Annotated in this window: 17 protein-coding genes and 1 riboswitch; of the genes, 4 read left to right on the top strand and 13 right to left on the bottom strand. The window is 62.9% G+C overall.

All coding sequences use genetic code 11. The features are described from left to right. Positions 1 to 5: 5 nt before the first annotated feature. The gene (gene rapA / locus ACJ8HH_RS14250) at positions 6 to 2,912 is read right to left on the bottom strand and encodes an RNA polymerase-associated protein RapA (RefSeq protein ID WP_033637081.1); all 2,907 of its coding nucleotides are present in this window, start codon (positions 2,910 to 2,912) and stop codon (positions 6 to 8) included. 246 nt (positions 2,913 to 3,158) lie between these two features. Next, positions 3,159 to 5,525 (bottom strand): DNA polymerase II, encoded by a 2,367-nt coding sequence (locus tag ACJ8HH_RS14245; protein ID WP_060451829.1) that lies wholly within the window; start codon positions 5,523 to 5,525, stop codon positions 3,159 to 3,161. Between the two features lie 214 nt (positions 5,526 to 5,739). On the opposite strand from ACJ8HH_RS14245, the gene ACJ8HH_RS14240 reads away from it, so the two are divergent. After that, positions 5,740 to 6,516 (top strand): DedA family protein, encoded by a 777-nt coding sequence (locus ACJ8HH_RS14240; protein WP_060426871.1) that lies wholly within the window; start codon positions 5,740 to 5,742, stop codon positions 6,514 to 6,516. A gap of 29 nt (positions 6,517 to 6,545) precedes the next feature. Here ACJ8HH_RS14240 and ilvN read toward each other — a convergent pair whose 3' ends face one another. The 7 genes from ilvN to sgrR all read right to left on the bottom strand — a co-directional run bounded on the left by ilvN (position 6,546) and on the right by sgrR (position 13,986). Then, the gene (gene ilvN / locus ACJ8HH_RS14235) at positions 6,546 to 6,839 is read right to left on the bottom strand and encodes an acetolactate synthase small subunit (RefSeq protein WP_016929110.1); all 294 of its coding nucleotides are present in this window, start codon (positions 6,837 to 6,839) and stop codon (positions 6,546 to 6,548) included. Between the two features lie 3 nt (positions 6,840 to 6,842). Further along, entirely contained in the window at positions 6,843 to 8,537 is a 1,695-nt protein-coding gene (gene ilvB / locus ACJ8HH_RS14230) for an acetolactate synthase large subunit (protein ID WP_060388135.1), read from the bottom strand. 111 nt (positions 8,538 to 8,648) lie between these two features. Continuing rightward, a complete protein-coding gene (gene ivbL / locus ACJ8HH_RS14225; RefSeq protein ID WP_154747116.1) occupies positions 8,649 to 8,762 on the bottom strand; it encodes an ilvB operon leader peptide IvbL in 114 nt (37 codons plus the stop codon). 88 nt (positions 8,763 to 8,850) lie between these two features. Further along, positions 8,851 to 9,555, bottom strand: coding sequence for a thiamine ABC transporter ATP-binding protein ThiQ (thiQ, locus tag ACJ8HH_RS14220; RefSeq protein WP_060388214.1), 705 nt, complete (start codon positions 9,553 to 9,555; stop codon positions 8,851 to 8,853). Further along, entirely contained in the window at positions 9,542 to 11,149 is a 1,608-nt protein-coding gene (gene thiP / locus ACJ8HH_RS14215; protein WP_060426329.1) for a thiamine/thiamine pyrophosphate ABC transporter permease ThiP, read from the bottom strand. Before thiP ends, thiQ begins: the two co-directional genes overlap by 14 nt. Then, positions 11,125 to 12,111, bottom strand: a complete 987-nt coding sequence (thiB, locus tag ACJ8HH_RS14210; RefSeq protein WP_060443688.1) for a thiamine ABC transporter substrate binding subunit — start codon at positions 12,109 to 12,111, stop codon at positions 11,125 to 11,127. Before thiB ends, thiP begins: the two co-directional genes overlap by 25 nt. A 57-nt stretch (positions 12,112 to 12,168) precedes the next feature. After that, positions 12,169 to 12,287, bottom strand: a riboswitch (TPP riboswitch). 37 nt (positions 12,288 to 12,324) lie between these two features. Then, entirely contained in the window at positions 12,325 to 13,986 is a 1,662-nt protein-coding gene (gene sgrR / locus ACJ8HH_RS14205; RefSeq protein ID WP_197766264.1) for an HTH-type transcriptional regulator SgrR, read from the bottom strand. Between the two features lie 90 nt (positions 13,987 to 14,076). Between sgrR and sgrT the strand changes: the two genes are divergently transcribed. From sgrT to ACJ8HH_RS14190, 3 genes are all read left to right on the top strand, one after another. Further along, positions 14,077 to 14,250, top strand: a complete 174-nt coding sequence (gene sgrT / locus ACJ8HH_RS14200) for a glucose uptake inhibitor SgrT (protein WP_004932838.1) — start codon at positions 14,077 to 14,079, stop codon at positions 14,248 to 14,250. Positions 14,251 to 14,404: 154 nt separating this feature from the next. Then, positions 14,405 to 15,601 carry a sugar efflux transporter gene (locus tag ACJ8HH_RS14195; protein ID WP_033652907.1) on the top strand — a complete coding sequence of 399 codons (1,197 nt, stop codon included), beginning with the start codon at positions 14,405 to 14,407 and terminating at the stop codon, positions 15,599 to 15,601. 144 nt (positions 15,602 to 15,745) lie between these two features. After that, complete coding sequence (locus ACJ8HH_RS14190; RefSeq protein WP_033649188.1) at positions 15,746 to 17,218, top strand: DASS family sodium-coupled anion symporter; 1,473 nt, start codon at positions 15,746 to 15,748, stop codon at positions 17,216 to 17,218. A 38-nt stretch (positions 17,219 to 17,256) separates the two neighbouring features. Here ACJ8HH_RS14190 and leuD read toward each other — a convergent pair whose 3' ends face one another. Genes leuD through leuA form a run of 4 tightly spaced genes read right to left on the bottom strand, consistent with a single transcriptional unit; the run spans position 17,257 to position 21,939 of the window. Next, positions 17,257 to 17,859 carry a 3-isopropylmalate dehydratase small subunit gene (leuD, locus tag ACJ8HH_RS14185; protein ID WP_025159634.1) on the bottom strand — a complete coding sequence of 201 codons (603 nt, stop codon included), beginning with the start codon at positions 17,857 to 17,859 and terminating at the stop codon, positions 17,257 to 17,259. A gap of 9 nt (positions 17,860 to 17,868) precedes the next feature. Beyond that, positions 17,869 to 19,269 (bottom strand): 3-isopropylmalate dehydratase large subunit, encoded by a 1,401-nt coding sequence (gene leuC / locus ACJ8HH_RS14180; RefSeq protein ID WP_041033249.1) that lies wholly within the window; start codon positions 19,267 to 19,269, stop codon positions 17,869 to 17,871. A gap of 1 nt (position 19,270) precedes the next feature. Beyond that, entirely contained in the window at positions 19,271 to 20,362 is a 1,092-nt protein-coding gene (gene leuB, locus ACJ8HH_RS14175) for a 3-isopropylmalate dehydrogenase (protein ID WP_033649192.1), read from the bottom strand. A 2-nt stretch (positions 20,363 to 20,364) separates the two neighbouring features. Further along, the gene (leuA, locus tag ACJ8HH_RS14170) at positions 20,365 to 21,939 is read right to left on the bottom strand and encodes a 2-isopropylmalate synthase (protein WP_004932820.1); all 1,575 of its coding nucleotides are present in this window, start codon (positions 21,937 to 21,939) and stop codon (positions 20,365 to 20,367) included. Positions 21,940 to 22,290: the final 351 nt, after the last annotated feature.

Here is a 22,290-nt window from a genome sequence, read left to right as displayed (position 1 = left end):
GCCGGTTACTGGTGGGTGACCACCACCAGACGAATGGCGTCGAGACGCCAGCCGGCTTCATTAAGGTTGGCCAGCACCTGACGGCGGTTGAACTCCAGCGCTTCGACTTCGTCGTCGCGGATGTTTGGGTTGACCGCCTTCAGCGCTTCCAGACGCGCCAGCTCGGCGCTCAGCTTGTCGTCCGCCTCTTGCTTCGCCTGTTCGATAAGCGTGCGCGCCTGCGCTTCCACCAGGCTTTCCGCCTGCTGCAGCATGGCGTGCACGTCTTGCTGCACGGCGTTGACCAGCTTGCTGGAGGTGTGGCGGTTGACCGCGTTCAGCTGGCGGTTGAAGCTTTCGAACTCGACCTGCGCCGCCAGATTGGTGCCCTTGCGATCCATCAGCATGCGGATCGGCGTCGGCGGCAGGAAGCGGGTCAGCTGCAGGTGCTTCGGCGCCTGAGCCTCCACCACGTACACCAGCTCAACCAACAGGGTGCCGACCGGCAACGCTTTGTTTTTCAACAGGGACACCGCGCAGCTGCCGGTATCGCCGGACAGGATCAGATCCAGGCCGTTGCGGATGATCGGGTGTTCCCAACTGACGAACTGCGCGTCTTCGCGCGACAGCGCCCGATCGCGATCGAAGGTGACGGTGCAGCCGTCCTGCGGCAGGCCCGGGAAGTCCGGCACCAGCATATGGTCGGACGGCGTCAGCACGATCAGGTTGTCGCTGCGGTCTTCCTGGTTGATGCCGACGATGTCGAACAGGTTGAGCGCGAAGCCCACCAGATTGACGTCGTTATCCTGCTCGGCGATGGCGGCAGCCAGCGCCTGGGCTTTGTCGCCGCCGTTGGAGTGCATCTCCAGCAGGCGGTCGCGGCCCTGTTCCAGCTGCGCTTTCAACTGATCGTGCTGCTGGCGGCAGGCGTGGATGAATTCGTCAAAGCCTTCCTGTTCGGTCGGCGCGGCCAGATAACCGATCAACTGCTCGTAGCAGCTGTCGTAGATGGTGCGGCCGGTCGGGCAGGTGTGTTCGAAGGCATCCAGCCCCTCGTGGAACCAGCGACCCAGCACCGCCTGCGCGGTGTGCTCCAGGTAAGGCACCATGATTTGGATATCGTGCATCTGGCCGATACGGTCCAGACGGCCGATACGCTGTTCCAGCAGGTCCGGGTTGAACGGCAGATCGAACATCACCAGCTGGCTGGCGAACTGGAAGTTGCGGCCTTCGGAGCCGATCTCGGAACACAGCAGCACCTGCGCGCCTTCCTCTTCGGAGGCGAAGTAGGCGGCGGCGCGGTCGCGCTCGATAATCGACAGCCCTTCGTGGAACACCGCGGCGCGGATCGCTTCACGCTCGCGCAGCACCTGCTCCAGCTGCAGCGCGGTGTCGGCCTTGGCGCAGATCACCAGCACTTTTTCGTTGCGGTTGGCCAGCAGGTAGTCCAGCAGCCACTCGACGCGCGGGTCGAAGTTCCACCAGGTGGCGTTTTCGCCCTCGAATTCCTGGTAGATCTGCTCCGGGTACAGCATGTCGCGCGCGCGCGCTTCGACGGACTTCTTGGCGCCCATGATGCCGGACACTTTGATCGCAGTCTGATACTGGGTCGGCAACGGCAGCTTGATCTGGTGCAGGTTGCGGTGCGGGAAGCCCTTCACGCCGTTGCGGGTGTTACGGAACAGCACGCGGCTGGTGCCGTGGCGATCCATCAGCATGGAAACCAGCTCCTGGCGCGCCTGCTCGGCGTTGTCGCCTTCGCTGTTGGCGGCTTTGAGCAGCGGTTCGATGTCCTGCTCGTCGATCAGCTCGCCCAACAGGTTCAATTTGTCGTCGGCCAGGCGTTTACCGCTCAGCAGCAGGGTGACGGCGTCGGCCACCGGGCGGTATTTCTGCTGCTCGGCGACGAACTCGCCGTAGTCGTGGAAACGGTTTGGATCGAGCAGGCGCAGGCGCGCGAAGTGGCTCTGTTGGCCCAGCTGTTCCGGGGTGGCGGTCAGCAGCAGCACGCCGGGGATATGCTCGGCCAGCTGTTCGATCACCTGATATTCGCGGCTCGGCGCTTCTTCGCTCCAGGCCAGGTGGTGCGCTTCGTCAACCACCAGCAGATCCCACTGGGCGTCCGCCAGCTCTTCCAGGCGCTGCTTGTTGCGGCGCACGAAGTCCAGCGAGCAGATCACCAGCTGTTCGGTTTCGAACGGGTTGCTGCTGTCGAGCTTGGCTTCGGCGTAGCGGCTGTCGTCGAACAGCGAGAAGTAGAGGTTGAAGCGGCGCATCATCTCCACCAGCCACTGGTGCTGCAGCGTTTCCGGCACCACGATCAGCACGCGCTCGGCGCGGCCCGCCAGCAGCTGCTGGTGGATGATCATGCCGGCTTCGATGGTTTTGCCGAGGCCGACTTCGTCCGCCAGCAGCACGCGCGGCGCATGGCGCTGGCCGACTTCATGGGCGATGTGCAACTGGTGCGGGATCAGGCTGGCGCGCATGCCGCGCAGGCCGGCGAACGGCAGGCGATACTGCTCGCTCTGGTACTTGCGCGCGCGAAAACGCAGCGCGAAACGGTCCATGCGGTCGATCTGGCCGGCGAACAGACGATCCTGCGGCTTGCTGAAGGTCAGCTTGCTGTCCAGCAGGACTTCGCGCATCGCCACGCCGCTCTCCTGGGTGTCCTGGCGGGTGCCGATATAGGTCAACAGACCGTTTTCCTCTTTCACCTCTTCCACCTGCAGCTGCCATCCTTCGTGGCTGCTGACGGTATCGCCCGGGTTGAACATCACGCGGGTGATCGGCGAATCGTTTCTGGCATAGAGGCGGTTTTCACCGGTGGCGGGGAAAAGCAGGGTAATCATGCGCGCGTCCAGCGCCACGACGGTGCCCAGTCCTAATTCGCTTTCCGTGTCGCTGATCCAGCGTTGACCAAGAGTAAAAGGCATATATTGTCGGCTCGATTCTTTGTAAGTAAGTCTTGTTACCGGGCGGGAAGGGCCGCGGCACCTGTACTGAACGTCTGCTATCCCGGTTTGTTTTAAATTTGACGGGCAATAGCCGTTCACGCCATGCAGACGTCGTGAGACGGCAGGGCTAAGCGTGGTTCAGTTTTGGGAAGGGCGCTATGGTAATGGAAGGCGGCGCGTTCGTCACCTGCAAAACCGGATGATTTTTCTTAACCTGGCGCAATCTCAAAACAGCCCCATCTGCCCGGTGACCAGCGTGGTGAAATCGTCGTGCAAGAAAGGGAGTATAGCGTCTGCCACCGGTTGCAGCTGGCGTTCGAGGTAATGCTGATAGTCGATGGGCGAATGGCGCGTTTCCAGCGGTTCCGGCCCGGCGACGGTCATCACGTAGCTGATCCAGCCGCCGTTCTGATACTGCAGCGGCCGCCCCTGGCTGCGGTTGTAGTCGTCGGCGATGCGCGCGGCGCGGGCGTGCGACGGCACGTTGCGCTGATAGTCGTCGAGTTTCCTGCGCAGGCGCTTGCGGTACACCAGCTGATCGTCGAAGTCGCCGTTCAGGGTTTTGCCGACGTAGTCGCGCACATAGTCCTGGTAGGGCTGCCGTTTGAAGATGCGCTGATAGAGCTGCTGCTGGAACTGCTGCGCCAGCGGCGTCCAGTCGGTGCGCACCGTTTCCAGGCCTTTGTACACCATCTCTTCCTCGCCGCCGCCGCGTGCGATCAGGCCGGCGTAGCGCTTCTTGCTGCCCTGTTCGGCGCCGCGAATGGTCGGCATCAGGAAGCGGGAATAGTGGGTTTCGAACTCCAGCTCCAGCGCGTTCTCCAGCCCGAACTGCTGCTGCAGATGCTGCTGCCACCAGGCGTTGACCCGCTGCACCAGCGTCCGGCCGATCTGCGCCGCCTGCTGCTCGTCATGCGGCTGTTTCAGCCACACGAAGGTGGAGTCGGTATCGCCGTAAATCACCTGATAACCTTCGGCTTCGATCAGCTCGCGGGTTTGACGCATGATCTCGTGGCCGCGCAGGGTGATCGACGACGCCAGCCGCGGATCGAAGAAGCGGCAGCCGCTCGATCCCAGCACGCCGTACAGCGCGTTCATGATGATCTTCAGCGCCTGCGACAGGGGCTTGTTGTGTTGGCGCTTGGCGGCCTCGCGTCCCTGCCAGATCTGCTCGACGATCGCCGGCAGGCAGTGTTTGCTGCGCGAGAAGCGGGCGTTGCGAAAGCCGGGCACCGAATCGGCGTCGTTTGGGTGGCGCATGCCTTCCACCAACCCGACCGGATCGATCAGGAAGGTGCGGATGATCGACGGGTACAGGCTTTTATAGTCCAGCACCAGCACCGAATCGTACAGGCCGGGCCGGGAGTCCATCACGAAGCCGCCGGGGCTGTGTTCCTCCGGCTGTTCGCCGAGGTTGGGGGCGACAAAGCCCAGGCGGTGCATGCGTGGCATATAAAGGTGGCTGAAGGCCGCCACCGATCCGCCGCTGCGATCGGCCGCCAGCCCGGTGACGGTGGCGCGTTCCAGCAGGAAGTTGAGCAGATCGGCCTTGGCGAAGATGCGCGTCACCAGCTCGCAGTCCTTCAGGTTGTAGCGGGCCAGCGCCGGCTTGTCTTCGGCGAAGCGCCGGTCGATCTCCGCCATGCGTTGATAAGGGTTGTCGATCGCCTTGCCTTCACCCAGCAGTTCCTGCGAAACGTATTCCAGGCTGAAGGAGGGAAAGTTCCAGGTGGCGGACTTCAGCGCTTCGATGCCATCGATGATCAGGCGGCCGGCGGCGGCGGCGAAAAAGTGATTCTGCTTGAAGCCGTGCTCGCGCCACTCCAGCAGGTTGCCGCCGCGCCCCAGCCGCAGCGGGATCTGGTAGCGTTCGGCGTGCTTTTGCAGCACCCGCAGATCGAACTGCACCAGGTTCCAGCCGATGATGGCGTCGGGATCGTGGCGCTCCAGCCACGCGTTGAGTCGTTCCAGCAGTTGGGGGCGGCTGGCGCAGTATTCCAGATCGAAATCCAGCGGCGCATCGCCGCCGTTGGCCGGCCCCAGCATGTAGACCTGCCGCTGGCCGCAGCCTTCCAGTGCGATGGAGTAAAGCTCGCCGTGGGCGGTGGTTTCGATATCCAGCGACACCAGCCTGAGCGTCGGGCGGTAGTCCGGCGCCGGCTTCATCTGGCCATTGAGCAACGGCCCGCCGCCGTTGGCCTGGCCGTTGAACCACACCGGCGCGGTGATGAAGCGCTCCATCAGATAGCGTTCGGGCGGGCGAATGTCGGCCTCGTAGACCGTAACGCCGCCTTCCCGCAGCAGTTTTTCCAGCTTGATGAGCTGACGGTGCTGGCGGCAGTACAGCCCCAGCATCGGGCGGTGATGAAAATCCGTCAGTGCCAGCGGTTTCAGTTCCACCTGCCGTTCTTCGCGCAGCAGCAGTTCCGCGCGCGGCTTTTGTTCGGCGGGGATAAACGCCACCGAGGTTTGCGGCGGCAAGCGCAGCTGACGCGGGCCCGCGTCGGTCGCCAGCCAAAATTCGACCTCGGTGCCGGCGGGCGTGTCGCGCCAGTGGCGAGTGAGCAGGAAACCCTGTTGCAGTGCTGTCATAACCCCTTCGTCTTCCGCCGGGCGGCGTGCGCGACATTCAGCGAGATGTCGGTTTTGGCGCTAATATAGATAAATTATAGTATGTGTTTTTATACAGTCATTGTCCATCGGCGTTCGGCGCTGCCAAATACGCATACAATTCATCGATTGACTCGTCTGCGGCTGCACTGGAAAATCCTTCGCCCCGTTTGGCCGAATAATCCGCAGAGGTGTAATGGAAGCCTATTTACAAGATTTGATCACCCAGTCACTGGCTTTCACCCTGATGGTCGTCCTGCTGGTCGCTTTTCTCGAGTCGCTGGCGCTGGTGGGGCTGCTGCTGCCCGGCACGGTGATGATGGCCAGCATCGGCGCCCTGATCGGCAGCGGCAAGGTGGACTTCTACTACGCCTGGGCGGCGGGGATCGTCGGCTGCCTGCTCGGCGACTGGATCTCCTATTTCGTCGGCCGCGCCTTCAAAGGGCCCTTGCACCGCTGGTCGTTCCTGAAGAAGAACAAAGCGCTGCTCGACAAAACCGAACACGCCTTGCACCAGCACAGCATGGCGACCGTTCTGATCGGCCGCTTCGTTGGCCCGACGCGCCCGCTGGTGCCGATGGTGGCCGGCATGCTCGATCTGCCGCCGTACAAGTTTGCCTTGCCGAACATCATCGGCTGCCTGACCTGGCCGCCGGTCTATTTTTTCCCCGGCATCCTGGCGGGCGTGGCGATCGACATTCCCGCCGGCGCCAACAGCGCGATGTTCAAGTGGTTGCTGCTCGCCGCGGCGCTCACCCTCTGGCTGGCGGTGTGGCTGAGCTGGCGCTGGTGGCGTGAGGGCAAGCGCAACGCCGATCGGTTGAGCCGTTGGCTGACGCCGCTGCGGCTGCGCGTGGTGTGCGCCGTGAGTTGGCTGGCGGCGCTGTCGGTCGGTTATCTGCTGAGCCAGCAGCCGCTGATGCCGGTGTATCGGCACCTGTTGTGGCAGGTGCTGTCCGGGCAATCATCATAATGGATAGGGGGCGTCAGCCCCCGTTCGCCTTACTGGAAGAACGCTTCCAGCTGTTCAAATACCCGCACGTCTTCGCTGTGGCGCTTCACCTGCAGCACGTCTTCCAGCTTTTCCACCTGGCTTATCATCTGCTCCAGCCGTTGGTCGTCGGCCACCAGTAGCCAAATGCGGCTCTGCTGGCCGTCCTTCAGCGGCAGACACAGAATGCCTTCGACGTTGAACGCGCGGCGAGCGAACAGCCCGCAAACGTGCGACATGACGCCGGGATGGTTGCGCACGGCCAGCTCCAGGATCACCTGGGGTTTATCTTGTGGTTGCAGCATGGCTTATTCTCCAATCATGTCGATGTTGGCGGCGCCCGGCGGCACCATCGGGAACACTTTTTCGTTGATGTCGATCAGCGCGTGGATCAGGCAGGGGCCCGGGCGTTGGATCGCTTCGGCCAGTGCGGCCTGCGGATCTTCCGCGGCGTTCAAATCGCAGGTATCCAGCCCGAATCCGGCGGCGATCTTCAGGAAATCGGTGCGCTTCGGATAGGCGGCGGCGAAGATGCGCTGCTGGTAGAACAGGGTTTGCTGCTGGTGCACCAGCCCCAGCGCCTGGTTGTTCATCAAAATGATTTTCACGTCCAGATCGTGTTCGACCGCGGTGGCCATTTCCTGAATGTTCATCATCAGGCTGCCGTCGCCGGAGAAGCACAGCACTTTACGCTCGGGCTCCGCCAGCGCCGCGCCGATCGCCGCCGGCAGACCGAAGCCCATGGTGCCCAGGCCGCCCGACGTCAGCCACTGGCGCGGCCGGCTCAGCGGATAGGCCTGCGCCACCCACATCTGATGCTGGCCCACGTCGGTGGTGATAATGGCGCTGTCGTCCACGCAGCGCGCGGCGGCCAGCACCAGGCCGTAATGGCTCAGCGGATCGTCGGCGTTCGGCATGTTGAACGGGAACTCGCGCTTCAGGTCGTTGACGGTGCTCAGCCACGCGCTGCGCGGCTGCGTGTCGATCTGCGGCAGCAGCTGTTGCAGTACCTGGCCGACGTCGGCATGGATCGCCACGTTGGCCTGTTTGACCTTGCCCAGCTCGGCGCGATCGATATCCACGTGAATGATGGCGGCGTTAGGGCAGAACTGCTCGGTTTTGCCGATTGCCCGATCGTCGAAGCGCGCGCCCAGCACGATCAGCAGATCGGCCTCCTGCAGAATGAAGTTGGTGCTGCGCGCCGCGTGCATGCCCAACATGCCCAGCGACAGCGGGTGTTCCACCGGCATCGCCCCCAGCGCCATCAGCGTCATGGTGGTGGGCAGACCGGCGCGCTCGGCCAGTTCCAGCGCCTGCCGGTGAGCCTCGGCGCAGATGATGCCGCCGCCCAGGTAGAGGATCGGGCGTTTCGCCTGGTTGATCATCGCGGCGGCCTGCGCAACCAGCGCCGGATCGAAGGTTGGGGCGGCGTCCGGCACGGCGATCGGCGGCAGCTCTTCCAGGGTGATGGTGGCGGTTTGTACGTCTTTCGGCACATCGATCCAGACCGGGCCTGGGCGGCCGGATTCGGCGATGCGGAACGCGTCGCCGATCACCTGCGGCAGCTCGCGGATATCGCGCACCAGATGGTTGTGCTTGGTAATCGGGATGGAAATGCCGTAGGTGTCCACTTCCTGGAACGCATCGGTGCCGATCATCGAAGAGGGCACCTGCCCGGTGATGCACACCAGCGGAATGGAGTCGAGCTTGGCGTCGGCGATGGCGGTGACCAGGTTGGTGGCGCCCGGCCCGCTGGAGGCGATGCACACCGCCGCTTTGCCGTTGGCGCGCGCCATGCCCTGCGCCATAAAGCCCGCGCCCTGTTCGTGGCGCGCCAGCACGTGGTGAATGCGGGTGCTTTGGCTCAGCGCGTCATACAGCGGCAGCGCGGCGCCGCCGGGAATGCCGGCGACGGTGGTGATGCCCTGCCGCTCCAGCAGATGAACGATCAATTGTGCGCCGGTGAAGCTGGTGCCCGGCTGAGGCGTGCCCGAAGTTGCCATGTTCCTGTCCTTTCTCAAGGCCGGTGAGCTTTTCTGGGCAGGGTGCTAAAACAAGAAACCCCGCCCGGTTTGCGCCGGCGGGGTTTGGGAATCGATGCGTTGATTCGGACCCTACGGCGCATTGCCGACGACCACCACCACACGCACGACGACCACCGCGGCTGGTAGCGCGGTAACTAGTAGGGTCGAAGTCAGCGAGGATGCGATCACAGGGAACCTTATCATCAGTAAAAAAAGTCAGGTTTTTATAAAAGCACAGGCGCAAAATTCGCACAACAGGTTTATTGGCGCAGCATAAAAAACGCGCGTCAGATCACGCTTTACCCGAAATGCCCAGCACGCGCGCTTCGGGCGCGCTGCCGTCCAGCAGGGCCTGCGTCGGGCCGTCGTAGTAGATGCGTCCGTCGACCACCAGCAGCGTGCGCGGCGCGATGCGCGCGGCGTCGTCGAGGTTGTGCGACACCATCAGCAGCGTCAGGTTGCGCTGTTCGCACACCGTCTGCAGCAGCTGCAGCATCTCGTTGCGCAGCGCCGGATCGAGCGCCGAGAAGGGCTCGTCGAGCAGCAGGATCGGCCGTTGGCGAATCAAACAGCGCGCCAGCGCGGCGCGCTGACGCTGGCCGCCGGAAAGCTGCGACGGCAGGCGCTCCAGGTGCTCCTCCAGGCCGACCTGACGGGCGATATGCGCCCGCCGTTGGCGCTGCTGTTCAGTCAAGCGCAGACCGGGATCCAACCCCAGCCCGATGTTCTGCGCCACCGTCAGGTGCGCGAACAGGTTGTTCTCCTGAAACAGCATCGACACCGGCCGTTTGGCCGGCGGCGTGGCGGTGTGGTCTTCGTCGTTCAGCAGCAGCCGGCCGCTGGCCGCCGGCAGAAAACCGGCGATCAAACTCAGCAGGGTGCTTTTACCGGCGCCGCTGGGGCCGAGCACCGCGACGCGCTCGCCCGGCTGGATGCGCAGATCAAAGCGCATCGGCAGGTGTTCATACAGATAGGTCAGTTTTTCAAGCGTCAGCATGGCGCCCCGGTAAGCGTTCGATCAGGGTAAACAGCAGGAAACACAACAGCAGCAACAGCAGCGCGGTCACCGCCCCGTCGTTGCTGCGGTAGGCGCCTATCTGCTGATACAGGTAAAAAGGCAGGGTACGGAAATGCTCGTTGCCAAACAAGGCGACCACGCCGAAATCGCCGATCGACAGCACGCAGGCGAAGGCCAGCGCCTGCGCCAGCGGGCGACGCAGCGCGCGCAGTTCGATCAGCCGCAGCCGCTGCCAGCCGTGGATATCCAGCGACAGGCACAGCGGGTTGTAACGTTCGGCGAGGTCGCGCATCGGATTCTCCAACACCTTCAGCGCATAAGGCACCGCCATCAGCGCATTGGTGAGGATCACCAGCGCATAGGGCGACTGCGGCAGCCCGATCGTATCGCTCAGCAGCAGGAAGAAGCCGGTGGCCAGCACGATGCCCGGCATCGCCAGGATCACCATGCCGCTCAGCTCCAGCGCCTGGCCGCCGCGCAGATGCTGCCGCAGCTTCAGTTCGCGGCTGCTCCACAGCAGCATCACCGTGAGCGCCACGCACAGCACCCCGGCGCCGAGGGCGATGCGCAGCGACGTGAACAGCGCCTGCCACAGCACCGGCTGGCGCAGCACGCTGACGACGGCCTGATTGGCGCCGTCGGCGATCACCGCCAGCAGAGGCGGCAGCAGCAGCAGCAGCGCGGCGGCGATCAGCAGAAAATCGCCGACGCGCCGCCACAGGCTGTCTTCCGGGTTGCGCCAGCGCTGGGCGTGGGTATGGCCCACCGGCAGCGCCTGACTCAGCCGCTGGCTGATCAACACCAGCCCCAGACAACAGCTTAACTGGATCAGCGCCAGCATGGCGGCGCGACCCAGATCGTAGTCGTAACTCAGCGCCTGGTAGATCGCCAGTTCGATGGTGGTGGCCTGCGGCCCGCCGCCCAGCGACAGCACGGTGGCGAAGCTGGCGAAGCACAGCATGAAGATCAACGCGCCGCTCGGCAGGATCTGGCGGCGCAGCGCCGGCCATTCGACGAAACGGAACTGCTGCCAGCCGTTCATGCCCAACTGGGCGGCCAGCTGGCGCTGTTCCACCGGGATATTCTCCAGCGCCTGCAGCAACAGGCGGGTGGCCAGCGGCAGGTTAAAGAACAGGTGCGCCAGCAGAATGCCCTGCAGGCCGTAGGGCGAGAAGCCATACTCGATGCCCAGCCAGCCGCACAGCGTCGCCAGCCAGCCTTGGCGCCCATAGACGCTGAGCAGGCCGAACACCGCCACCAGCACCGGCAGCACCAGCGTCATAGCGCACAGCCGCAGCAGCAGCTGCCGGCCGGGGAAACGGCGGCGATAGAGCGCGCGCGCCAGCAGAACGGCGGGCAGCACCGAAATCAGCGCCGACAGCAGCGCCTGCCAGAAGGTGAAGCGCACCACGTGCCACAGGTAGCTGTCCTGCCACAGGCCGCGCCAGTCGCTGTCCGGCGCGTGACGCCACAGCGAGCCCATCGCCAGCGCGGCGACCAGCAGGATCACGCCGGCGGCCAGCAGCCCCGGCCAGAGCCAGCGGGGGATCAGCGGCTGACGGCGGTTTGCCATGCCCGGATCCAACCGCCGCGTTGTTTGGCCACCTCTTCGGCGCTGTATTGCAATGCAGTATGCGGCACGTTCATCTGCTCAAAGCCGACGGGCAGTGGGGTGTTGATCACCGGATACATCCAGTTGCCGGTCGGGATGGTATTCTGGAAGGCCGGCGTCACCATGAACTGCATGAAGCGCTCCGCCAGCTCAGGCTGTTTGGCGGCCTTCAGCTTGCCCGCCACTTCCACCTGCAGGTAGTGGCCTTCGCTGAACGTGGCGGCGGCGTAGCTGTCTTTCTTCTCTTCGATAAGATGATAGGCCGGAGAGGTGGTGTAGCTGAGCACCAGATCGCCTTCGCCTTTCAGGAACAGGCCGTAGGCTTCGCTCCAGCCTTTGGTGACGGTGACGGTCTTTTTCGCCAACTGCTGCCAGGCGGCCGGCGCCTTGTCGCCATACACTTTTTGCATCCACAGCAGCAGGCCGAGGCCCGGCGTGCTGGTGCGCGGATCTTCGTAGATCACTTTCCAGTTGCGATCGCTGCTGACCAGCTCCTGCAGGCTTTTCGGCGGGTTCTTCAGTTTTTCTTTGTTGTAGACGAAGGCGAAGTAGCCGTAGTCGTAAGGCACGAAGGTCGCGTCCTGCCAGCCGCCCGGCACCGTCAGTTTGGCGGTGTCGACGCCGCTCGGCGCGAACAGGCCGGTTTGCTGCGCCGCCTGCAACAGGTTGTTGTCCAGCCCCAGCACCACGTCGGCGGCGCTGTTCTTGCCTTCCATGCGCAGACGGTTCAGCAGCGAGACGCCGTCTTCCAGCGCGACGAACTTCAATTCACAGTCGCACTCGGCTTCGAAGGCTTTTTTCACCGCCGGGCCGGGGCCCCAGTCGGCGGCGAAGGAATCGTAGGTGTAAACCGTCAGCGTCGGCTTGGCGAACACCGGCGCGGCGCACAGCAGCAATAAGCAGGGCAGATATGTTTTGACCACGTTGCACTCCTGAAAAATAAGGGGGCAAGGGCATCTGAGGGGGCGAGGCGGCGTCGCCGGTTCGCTGGGCTCAAATCCCTCCGCCGGTATTGACCGGATCAGGTTCGACGGGTGTGCTCTCAGCGGAAAATCGGGCTTATCATGCGGCCCGACTTACCGCACCCCGTTGAGACGGCGCTATTGTAAAGATTAACCGACCCGGGCGAAAGGCGCTTATGCCTCCGGCGGGGCAAACCAGGCGGACTTGAAGTCGAACCAGCCGAGGGTGTTCATCCGCACGCCGCGCATGCTGCGCTGGCCGTGCAACTGCAGCCAGTGATGGAACAGCGGATGCAGCTGGTGGTTGCTGACCAGACGCTGGCAGAACTCCGCCAGCGGCAAGCGGTTGGCGCGCCACAGCGCCGCGTCCTGCGCCAGATCTTCGTTCATGCAGTGCTGCACCAGCGGCAGTTCGTACAGCGTGGCGAACAGCGAAAACTCCAGCGGCAGATAGAAGTTGGCGCTGCCGAGCCACAGATCGCTGCGCGCGTCGCCCTGGTGCCAGGTGGCGTAATCCACGCTTTGCACAATCAGGCGGATGCCGTGCTGCGCCAGCAGCGGTTCGATCGCCTGGCGAATGGCGTGAAACTCCGAATGCTCATTGAAGTGGGTCATCGTCAGTTCGGTCAGGCCCGCGGGCTTGGGCTGCTGCGCCAGCGTGCGGTTGTGGTGCCAGCGCGGCAGCAGGCCGTACGCCGGCGACCAATAGCGCTGGTAGAGCGGCCCGGCGTGGCTCAGCAGCGAAATGGGGTTGATCAATTCGCACAGCCAACTGCGAATGGCGGGATCGGCGGCCAGCGGGGAGCGCTGATCGAACAGCAGGAAATAGCAGCCTTCTTCCAGCCGGCTTTCCAGCTCGCTGTTGCCGGTTTCATCGCCCTGCAGCTGCACGCCGGAGTGCACCAGCTCTTCGGAAAACTCCGGCAGCACCCAGATGTTCACCTCGTCGATCAGCGCCCGGTAGCCGAAATAGTCGTCGAAGGCGTGGATCTTCATCTGGCTGGGATGGTTGCGCACCATGCGGTAGGGGCCGGTGCCGACCGGATGGCGGGCGAAATCAGGCAGTTCGCGCCATTCGCGCGGCAGGATCATGGCCTGCACGCTGCCCAGCAGCCAGGGCAGCCAGTGGTCGGGGCTGCGCAGCTGAACGTCGATCACGAACGGCGTCGGCGAGGTGACGCTCTCGATATGCGAGAACAGCGGTTGCGAGGTCAGACGTGAGAGGGAAGTGATGACGTCCGCCATCTCCAGCTCGCGGCCGTGATGAAAATGGATCGCCGGACGCAGGTAAAACCGCCAGTGCAGCGGCGTCAGCGCCTGCCAATGGTGAGACAGATCGGACTCGAGTTCCCCGTTTTCCTCATTTATGCGCGTCAGGCCGTTGAAGATCTGGCGCGCCAAATGGGTTTCCGAACGCCGCAGCGCCGAGCCGGGCAGCAGGTTGTACAGCTGCCGGTAGTAGAGCACCCGCAGGATATGTTTTCCCTGGCGGAAGCTGCGCCCCAACTGCGACAGCAGCATCTGGCGCACCACGTTTTTGTCGCCCACCAGCTGCACCAACTGATCGATGCGGTCCTGTTCCAACAGCTCCTCGGCCCGCTGTTGCTGCAGCGCCAGGCCGGTGTAGTGGAAGGTTAACCGCGAACGCTTGCCGCGCCCCGACTCCGCCTGCCAGGTGAGCCAGCCTTCCCGCTGCATGGCGCTCAGCAGGGAGCGCACGTGGCGCCGCGAGCAGCTGAGCACCTCCGCCAGCGCCTGCAGCGTGGTGTCGGTGGTTTCACCGTGGCAGCGTTGCCACAGACGGATGAACTGCTGCTGCAATCGGGACGTGGACATAAAAGAGGAACGCTCCTGCCTCAACTCGTCAATTTTTCTTTCCCTATATTACGCCGATAATTTTCATCAGTGAAAGGGGAGGGCGTAATCATGAAAGCTTTCTTGTCCAGACAGTTCTATCAGCGCTACTTCAGCGCGGTGCGCCGCCAGCGCGCCGACTGGCTGAGCGTGGTGCCCGAACAGGCGCGGCTGGCGATGCTGGCGCACCTGACGCAATGGGACATCAAAGAGATGACCGATAAGCAGTATCGCGAGCACCTGTAGGGGCCGCGGCAACCAATTTCTGAGTAATGGTGCTGTTTCACCAGCCAGTGGGGTGACCCACTGGTTTTTTTATGCGTGGTCATGGCGATGCGCTTGCATTTTTCTCGCCGTGGCCTAAGGTTCTTTCTTCTGCTTTGAGGTCAGGGAAGACGATATGCAACGCCTGAGCCGGTTGTCACAGCGCATCAATCCCATCTTTGCCGCATTCCTGCTGATTGCTTTTCTTTCCGGCATCGCCGGCGCGTTGCTGACGCCGACGCTCAGCCTGTTTCTGACCACCGAGGTCAAGGTGCGGCCGCTGTGGGTCGGGCTGTTTTACACCGCCAACGCGGTGGCCGGCATCGTCGTCAGTTTTCTGCTGGCCAAACGCTCCGATACCCGCGGCGATCGGCGCAGGCTGATCCTGCTGTGCTGCCTGATGGCGGTCGGCAACTGTCTGCTGTTTGCCTTTAACCGCGACTACCTGACGCTGATCACCGCCGGGGTGCTGATGTCCGCCGTTGCCAACACCGCCATGCCGCAGATTTTCGCGCTGGCGCGGGAATACGCCGACAGCGAGGCGCGTGAAGTGGTGATGTTCAGCTCGGTGATGCGCGCCCAGCTATCGCTGGCGTGGGTGATTGGCCCGCCGCTGTCGTTTGCGCTGGCGCTCAGCTACGGGTTCACCGTGATGTTCCTGATCGCCGCCGCCACCTTCGCGGTCTGCGTGCTGCTGGTAGGATTCATGCTGCCTTCGGTGCCGCGCGCGGCGGATGGCGAAGGGTTGCGGGAAGGCGCTTCCGCGCCGATTGCGCCCGCCAGCGCCTGGCGCAATCGCGATGTGCGGCTGCTGTTCATCGCCTCGATGCTGATGTGGACCTGCAATACCTTGTACATCATCGATATGCCGCTGTATATCACCGCCGATCTCGGCCTGCCGGAGGGGCTGGCCGGGGTGCTGATGGGCACCGCCGCCGGGTTAGAGATCCCGGCGATGCTGTTGGCCGGTTATTACGTCCAACGCTTCGGCAAACGCAACATGATGCTGCTGGCGGTGGCGGCGGGCGTGCTGTTTTATCTCGGGCTGACGGTGCTGGAGAGCAAGCCGGCCCTGATCGCGCTGCAGTTGCTCAACGCGGTGTTTATCGGCATCGTCGCCGGTATCGGCATGCTCTATTTTCAGGATTTGATGCCGGGCCGGCCGGGCGCCGCCACCACGCTGTTCACCAACAGCATCTCTACCGGGGTGATCCTGGCCGGGGTGCTGCAGGGCGCGCTGGTGGAGAATTTCGGTCATGGCTCGGTGTATTGGATGGCGGCGCTGTTGGCGCTGGCGGCGCTCGGGATGAGCGCCAAAGTGCGTGAAGTGTGAGGTCAAACGACGGCATTCTTGATGCAAGTCATTGAGAAGGCTGAACCGGACGCCCAAGCTGAAGACATATGGCGCGCGATCGTTGCGCCCACGCCCATCTCGCTATTGAGATGCCGCCTTGTCGTTTAGAACAGTGGGAACGTTATGGATAAACTCACACCGCTCAAACCGCTTCCTTCCCTGTGCGCCCTTGCCGCCACGCTGATTATCTGGTTCCTCATTCCCGTGCCGGAGGGCGTCGCGCCTAATGCCTGGCAGCTGCTGGCGCTGTTTATCGGCACCATCATCGCCATTATCGGCAAGGCGATGCCGATCGGCGCAGTTTCGGTGATCGCCATCGCCCTGGTGGCGGTGACCGGCGTCACCAATCCCGGCAAGCCGGGCGCCGCGCTGGACGACGCGCTCAGCGGCTTTTCCAACCAGCTGATCTGGCTGATCGGCTTTTCGATCATGATCTCCCTCAGCCTGAATAAAACCGGGCTGGGCGCGCGCATAGGCTATTACTTTATTTCGCTGTTCGGCAAAAAAACGCTGGGCATCGCCTATGCGCTGACGCTGGCGGAAACCACGCTGGCGCCGGTGACGCCGAGCAACACCGCGCGCGGCGGCGGCATCATTCACCCGATCATGAAGTCGATCGCCGACAGCTTCGGCTCCAAACCCGAGCTCAATACCTCCGGCAAAATCGGCCGCTACCTGTCGCTGGTGAACTACAACATCAACCCGGTCACCTCGGCGATGTTTATCACCGCTACCGCGCCTAACCCGCTGATTGTCAGCCTGATCGCCAAAGGCACACACGGCAGCTTCGAGCTGTCCTGGTCGATGTGGGCAGTCGCCGCTCTGGTGCCGGGGCTGTGCTCGCTGATCGTGATGCCGCTGGTCATCTATCTGCTGTATCCGCCGGAGGTGAAAAGTACCCCGGACGCGCCGCGCTTCGCGCGCGAAAAACTGCAGGCGCTGGGGCCGGTAACGCTGCCGGAGAAAATCACCCTCGGGGTGTTCGCGCTGTTGCTGGTGCTGTGGGCCGGCATCCCGGCGATGATCTTCGGCCCGGCGCTGGCGGTCAATCCCACCACCGCGGCGCTGATCGGCCTGGCGGTGCTGCTGGCCACCGGAGTGCTGAGCTGGGAGGATGTGCTCAAGCATAAAGGTGCCTGGGACACCGTGGTGTGGTTCTCGGCGCTGGTGATGATGGCCAGCTTCCTTGGCAAACTGGGGCTGATCGGCTGGCTGTCGCAAACCGTGGGCAACGGCATCGACCATATGGGCATGAGCTGGGTGGGCGGCACGATCTTGCTGACTCTCATCTATTTGTATTCGCACTATTTCTTCGCCAGCACCACCGCGCACGTGACGGCGATGTTCGCCGCTTTCTTCGCCGCCGGCATCGCGCTCGGCGCGCCACCGGCGCTGCTGGGCCTGATCCTGGCGTTCTCTTCCTCGCTGATGATGTCGCTGACGCATTACGGCACCGGCACCGCGCCGATCGTCTTCGGCTCCGGCTACGTGACGCTGGGGGAATGGTGGAAAGCGGGATGGGTGATGAGCGTGGTTAACTTGCTGATCTGGATAGTGATCGGCGGAGCATGGTGGAAGCTGCTGGGCTACTGGTGAGGAAAAAAACTCACCCGCCGGGCGGCGGGTGAAGGGGATTAATTCAAAAACGCCGGCTGCTGCGCTTCGTAGCGGGAGATGTCCGCTTCGTGCTGCAGCGTCAGGCCGATGCTGTCCAGCCCGTTGATCATGCAGTGGCGGCGGAAGCTGTCGATTTCGAACGGATAGCTTTTGCCGCCGGCGTTGACCGTCTGGTTCTCCAGATCCACCACGAACTCCGTTCCCTCGTTGGCGTCCACCAGCTTGAACAGCTCATCCACCTGCTGTTCGCTCAGCGTCACCGGCAACAGCTGGTTGTTGAACGAGTTGCCGTAAAAGATATCGGCGAAGCTCGGCGCGATCACCACTTTGAATCCGTAATCGGTCAGCGCCCAGGGCGCGTGTTCGCGCGAGGAGCCGCAGCCGAAGTTCTCGCGCGCCAACAGGATGCTGGCGCCTTTATAGCGCGGTTTGTTCAGCACGAATTCCGGGTTCGGCTGCTGGCCGGCGTCGTCGAGGAAGCGCCAGTCGTTGAACAGGTGCTGGCCGAAGCCGGTGCGGGTGACCTTCTGTAAAAACTGCTTGGGAATAATGGCGTCGGTGTCGACGTTGGCCGCATCCAAAGGCACCACTAAGCCGGTATGTTGAGTAAATTTAGCCACGTTAGCCCCTTAGTGAATATCACGGATGTCGGCGAAGTGACCGGCAACGGCGGCCGCGGCGGCCATCGCCGGGCTGACCAGGTGGGTGCGCCCACCGCGGCCCTGACGCCCTTCGAAGTTACGGTTGCTGGTGGACGCGCAGCGTTCGCCCGGATTCAGGCGATCGTTGTTCATCGCCAGACACATCGAGCAGCCCGGCAAACGCCATTCGAAACCGGCTTCGATAAAGATTTTGTCCAACCCTTCGGCTTCCGCCTGGGCCTTCACCGGGCCGGAGCCCGGCACCACGATGGCCTGCACGCCGCTGGCGACCTTGCGCCCCTTGGCGATCGCCGCCGCCGCGCGCAGATCTTCGATACGCGAGTTGGTGCAGGAGCCGATGAACACTTTGTCGATCGGCACGTCGGTCAATTTGATGCCCGGTTTCAAGTCCATGTAGGCCAAGGCTTTTTCCGCGGAGGCGCGCTCGACCGGATCGCTGAACGATTCCGGCGCCGGGATCGCCTGATTGACGGCGATCACCTGGCCGGGGTTGGTGCCCCAGGTGACCTGCGGCGCGATTTCTTCGGCGCGCAGCGTCACCACGGTATCGAATTGGGCTTCGGCATCGGACTTCAGCGTGCGCCAATAGGCGACCGCCTGCTCCCAGTTTTCTCCGGTTGGCGCGAACTGACGCCCCTTCAGGTAGGCGAAGGTGGTGTCGTCCGGCGCGACCAACCCGGCTTTGGCGCCCATTTCGATCGCCATGTTGCACAGGGTCATGCGGCCTTCCATGCTCAACGCTTCGATCGCCTTGCCGCAGAACTCCACCACGTGGCCGGTGCCGCCGGCGCTGCCGGTTTTGCCGATCACCGCCAGCACGATGTCTTTGGCGGTAATACCCTCGGCGGCGTCGCCGGTGACTTCAATCTTCATGGTCTTGGCGCGGCCCTGCTTCAGGGTCTGGGTCGCCAGCACGTGTTCCACTTCGGAGGTGCCGATGCCGAACGCCAGCGAGCCGAAAGCGCCGTGGGTGGCGGTGTGCGAGTCGCCGCAAACGATGGTCATGCCCGGCAGCGTCATGCCTTGCTCAGGCCCGATCACGTGCACGATGCCCTGGAACGGGTGGTTCAGGTCATACAGCGAAACGCCGAATTCCGCGCAGTTCTTGATCAGCTCCTGCATCTGGATGCGCGCCATCTCGCCGCTGGCGTTGATGTCTTTGGTCTGGGTCGACACGTTGTGATCCATGGTGGCGAAGGTTTTGCCGGGCTGGCGCACCTTGCGGCCCATGGCGCGCAGGCCGTCGAACGCCTGCGGCGAAGTGACTTCGTGCACCAGGTGACGGTCGATATACAGCAACGGCGTTTCGTTCGGCGCTTCGTGCACTACGTGGGCGTCGTACAGCTTCTGGTATAAGGTCTTGGCCATGTTATGCCCCCTGAGCTACAAAGCGAGCGATGATGTCGCCCATTTCATCGGTGCTGACGGCTTTGCCGTCACCGGCCAGATCGGCGGTGCGGTAGCCCTGTTCCAACGCCTGGTTGATGGCGCGCTCCACGGCGTCGGCCGCTTCATCGGCGCCCAGGCTGTAACGCAGCAGCAGGGTGGCGGACAGGATCTGCGCAATCGGGTTGGCAATGCCTTTGCCGGCAATATCCGGCGCGGAACCGCCCGCCGGTTCGTACAGGCCGAAGCCTTGCTCGTTCAGGCTGGCGGACGGCAACATGCCCATCGAGCCGGTGATCATCGCGCACTCGTCGGACAGAATGTCGCCGAACAGGTTGGAGCACAGCAGCACGTCGAACTGGGACGGATCCTTGATCAGCTGCATGGTAGCGTTGTCGATATACATGTGCGACAGCGACACGTCCGGGTAATCCTTGGCGACCTGATTGACCACTTCACGCCACAGGATGGAGCTTTGCAGCACGTTGGCCTTGTCGATCGACGTCACCTTGTGGCGGCGCTTGCGGGCGGATTCGAAGGCGATGCGCGCGATGCGTTCAATCTCGAAACGGTGATACACCTCGGTATCGAAAGCGCGCTCCTGCATGCCCTGGCCTTCGCGGCCCTTCGGCTGGCCGAAGTAGATGCCGCCGGTCAGTTCGCGCACGCACAGAATGTCGAAGCCGCGGGCGGCGATGTCGGCGCGCAGCGGGCAGAATGCCTCCAGCCCTTGATACAGGCGTGCCGGGCGCAGGTTGCTGAACAGCTTGAAGTGCTTGCGCAGCGGCAACAGCGCGCCGCGTTCCGGCTGCTCGGCCGGCGGCAGGTGTTCCCATTTCGGGCCGCCTACCGAACCGAACAGGATGGCGTCGGCCTGCTCGCAGCCGGCGACGGTCGCCGGCGGCAGCGGGCTGCCGTGGCGATCGATGGCGATGCCGCCGACGTCGTATTCGGCAGTGGTGATGCGAATGTCAAAGCGTTGACGCACCGCGTCCAACACTTTGCGCGCCTGAGCCATTACTTCCGGGCCGATGCCGTCTCCGGGCAAGACGGCAATGTGATAAGTCTTCGTCATGTTCACACCGTTTCCTGATTATTTTGATGTTTGTTTTGCTGCAGGCGCTGCTTTTCTTTTTCTACCTGCTGTGAGCGCCAAATATTGTTCAACACGTGCACCATCGCCTTGGCGGAAGATTCGACGATGTCGGTCGCCAGACCCACGCCGTGGAAGCGGCGGCCGTTGTAAGAGACCACGATATCCACCTGGCCCAGCGCGTCGCGGCCATGGCCCTTGGCGGTCAACTGGTACTTCACCAGCTCGATCGGGTAGTCGGTGATGCGATTGATTGCCTGATAAACCGCATCGACCGGGCCATTGCCGGTGGCGGCCTCGGCTTTCTCTTCGCCGCCGCAGATCAGTTTCACCGAGGCGGTGGCCATGATGCTGCTGCCGGACTGTACGCTGAAGTAGCCCAGGCTGAAGTGCTCCGGCTCTTCCTGCTGTTTGTTGATGAAGGCCAGCGCCTCCAGGTCATAGTCGAACACCTGGCCCTTCTTGTCGGCCAGCTTCAGGAAGGCGGCGTACAGGGTATCCAGGTTATAGTCCTGCTCCTGGTAGCCCATCTCTTCCATGCGGTGTTTCACCGCCGCCCGGCCGGAGCGGGAGGTCAGGTTCAACTGCACGTCCTTCAGGCCGATCGACTGCGGGGTCATGATTTCGTAGTTTTCGCGGTTTTTCAGCACGCCGTCCTGGTGAATGCCGGAGGAGTGGGCGAAGGCGTTGGAGCCGACGATCGCCTTGTTGGCCGGGATCGGCATGTTGCACAGCTGGCTGACGATCTGGCTGGTACGGAAGATTTCCTGATGATTGATGTTGGTGTGCACGTTCATGATGTCCTGGCGCACCTTAATCGCCATGATCACCTCTTCCAGCGAACAGTTGCCGGCGCGCTCACCGATGCCGTTCAGGGTGCCTTCAACCTGACGGGCGCCGGCCTGAACCGCGGCGATGGAGTTGCCGACCGCCATGCCCAAATCGTCGTGGCAGTGCACGGAAATGATGGCTTTGTCGATGTTTGGCACGCGGTCATACAAGGTGGTGATGATGCCGCCGAACTGGTTCGGCGTGGTGTAACCGACGGTGTCCGGAATATTGATGGTGGTGGCGCCGGCGTTGATGGCGGCTTCGACCACGCGGCACAGATTGTCGATCGGCGTGCGGCCGGCGTCTTCACAGGAGAACTCTACGTCGTCAGTGTAGTTGCGGGCGCGTTTGACCGAGCGCACCGCCATCTCCAACACTTCGTCGAACGAGCGTTTCAGCTTCGATTCGATGTGCAGGGTCGAGGTGGCCAGGAATACGTGGATGCGGAACGCTTCGGCGACGCGCAGCGCTTCGGCGGCCACGTCGATGTCTTTGTCTACGCAGCGGGCCAGGCCGCAGACGCGGCTGTTCTTGATCTGGCGCGCGATGGTTTGCACCGATTCGAAGTCGCCCGGCGAGGAGACCGGGAAGCCGACCTCCATCACGTCGACGCCCATTCTCTCCAGCGCCAGCGCAATCTGAATCTTCTCTTTTACGCTCAGGCTGGCCTGCAATGCCTGTTCGCCATCACGCAGCGTGGTATCGAAAATAATGACTTGTTGGCTCATCGGTGCATTCCTTATCGTGTTGATTTCACGCTAAGCGGGCAAAAAAAAACCCGCGCAGTAGCGCGGGTTTCTTATGGGTGATCGGCTGAGTCAGCTCCGAACTTCGTCCACAGGCATACCGCGCAAACAAGATGCGTTAAGTAGTAGGCCTAGTAGACGGTGAGTACGGATCATAAGGGTTCAGCTTCTCTTAAATGGGGTGTCTGCCTAATTTGATACGTGATTGCCCTGGCGATGTCAACACCTGATTGAATGCGGGGACAATGCATCGGCGAATCGGCCGAACAGAGGATCATGCGGCAAAAAAGCGACGCCCTAGAGAAAAAACGGGGCCAGTTTGCGTGCTGCTTA

Source organism: Serratia sp. CY32780 (assembly GCF_052169135.1).
Taxonomy (GTDB): Bacteria; Pseudomonadota; Gammaproteobacteria; order Enterobacterales; family Enterobacteriaceae; genus Serratia; species Serratia sarumanii.
Note: the sequence above shows the minus strand (reverse complement) of the source record. Positions and strands in the feature narration are given on the sequence as shown.

Bases quoted from the DNA above. Each gene is read 5' to 3' on its own strand.
- rapA (WP_033637081.1), bottom strand. From the start codon at position 2,912: ATGCCTTTTACTCTTGGTCAACGCTGGATCAGCGACACGGAAAGCGAA.
- ACJ8HH_RS14245 (WP_060451829.1), bottom strand. From the start codon at position 5,525: ATGACAGCACTGCAACAGGGTTTCCTGCTCACTCGCCACTGGCGCGAC.
- ACJ8HH_RS14240 (WP_060426871.1), top strand. From the start codon at position 5,740: ATGGAAGCCTATTTACAAGATTTGATCACCCAGTCACTGGCTTTCACC.
- ilvN (WP_016929110.1), bottom strand. From the start codon at position 6,839: ATGCTGCAACCACAAGATAAACCCCAGGTGATCCTGGAGCTGGCCGTG.
- ilvB (WP_060388135.1), bottom strand. From the start codon at position 8,537: ATGGCAACTTCGGGCACGCCTCAGCCGGGCACCAGCTTCACCGGCGCA.
- ivbL (WP_154747116.1), bottom strand. From the start codon at position 8,762: ATGATAAGGTTCCCTGTGATCGCATCCTCGCTGACTTCGACCCTACTA.
- thiQ (WP_060388214.1), bottom strand. From the start codon at position 9,555: ATGCTGACGCTTGAAAAACTGACCTATCTGTATGAACACCTGCCGATG.
- thiP (WP_060426329.1), bottom strand. From the start codon at position 11,149: ATGGCAAACCGCCGTCAGCCGCTGATCCCCCGCTGGCTCTGGCCGGGG.
- sgrR (WP_197766264.1), bottom strand. From the start codon at position 13,986: ATGTCCACGTCCCGATTGCAGCAGCAGTTCATCCGTCTGTGGCAACGC.
- sgrT (WP_004932838.1), top strand. From the start codon at position 14,077: ATGAAAGCTTTCTTGTCCAGACAGTTCTATCAGCGCTACTTCAGCGCG.
- ACJ8HH_RS14195 (WP_033652907.1), top strand. From the start codon at position 14,405: ATGCAACGCCTGAGCCGGTTGTCACAGCGCATCAATCCCATCTTTGCC.
- ACJ8HH_RS14190 (WP_033649188.1), top strand. From the start codon at position 15,746: ATGGATAAACTCACACCGCTCAAACCGCTTCCTTCCCTGTGCGCCCTT.
- leuC (WP_041033249.1), bottom strand. From the start codon at position 19,269: ATGGCCAAGACCTTATACCAGAAGCTGTACGACGCCCACGTAGTGCAC.
- leuB (WP_033649192.1), bottom strand. From the start codon at position 20,362: ATGACGAAGACTTATCACATTGCCGTCTTGCCCGGAGACGGCATCGGC.
- leuA (WP_004932820.1), bottom strand. From the start codon at position 21,939: ATGAGCCAACAAGTCATTATTTTCGATACCACGCTGCGTGATGGCGAA.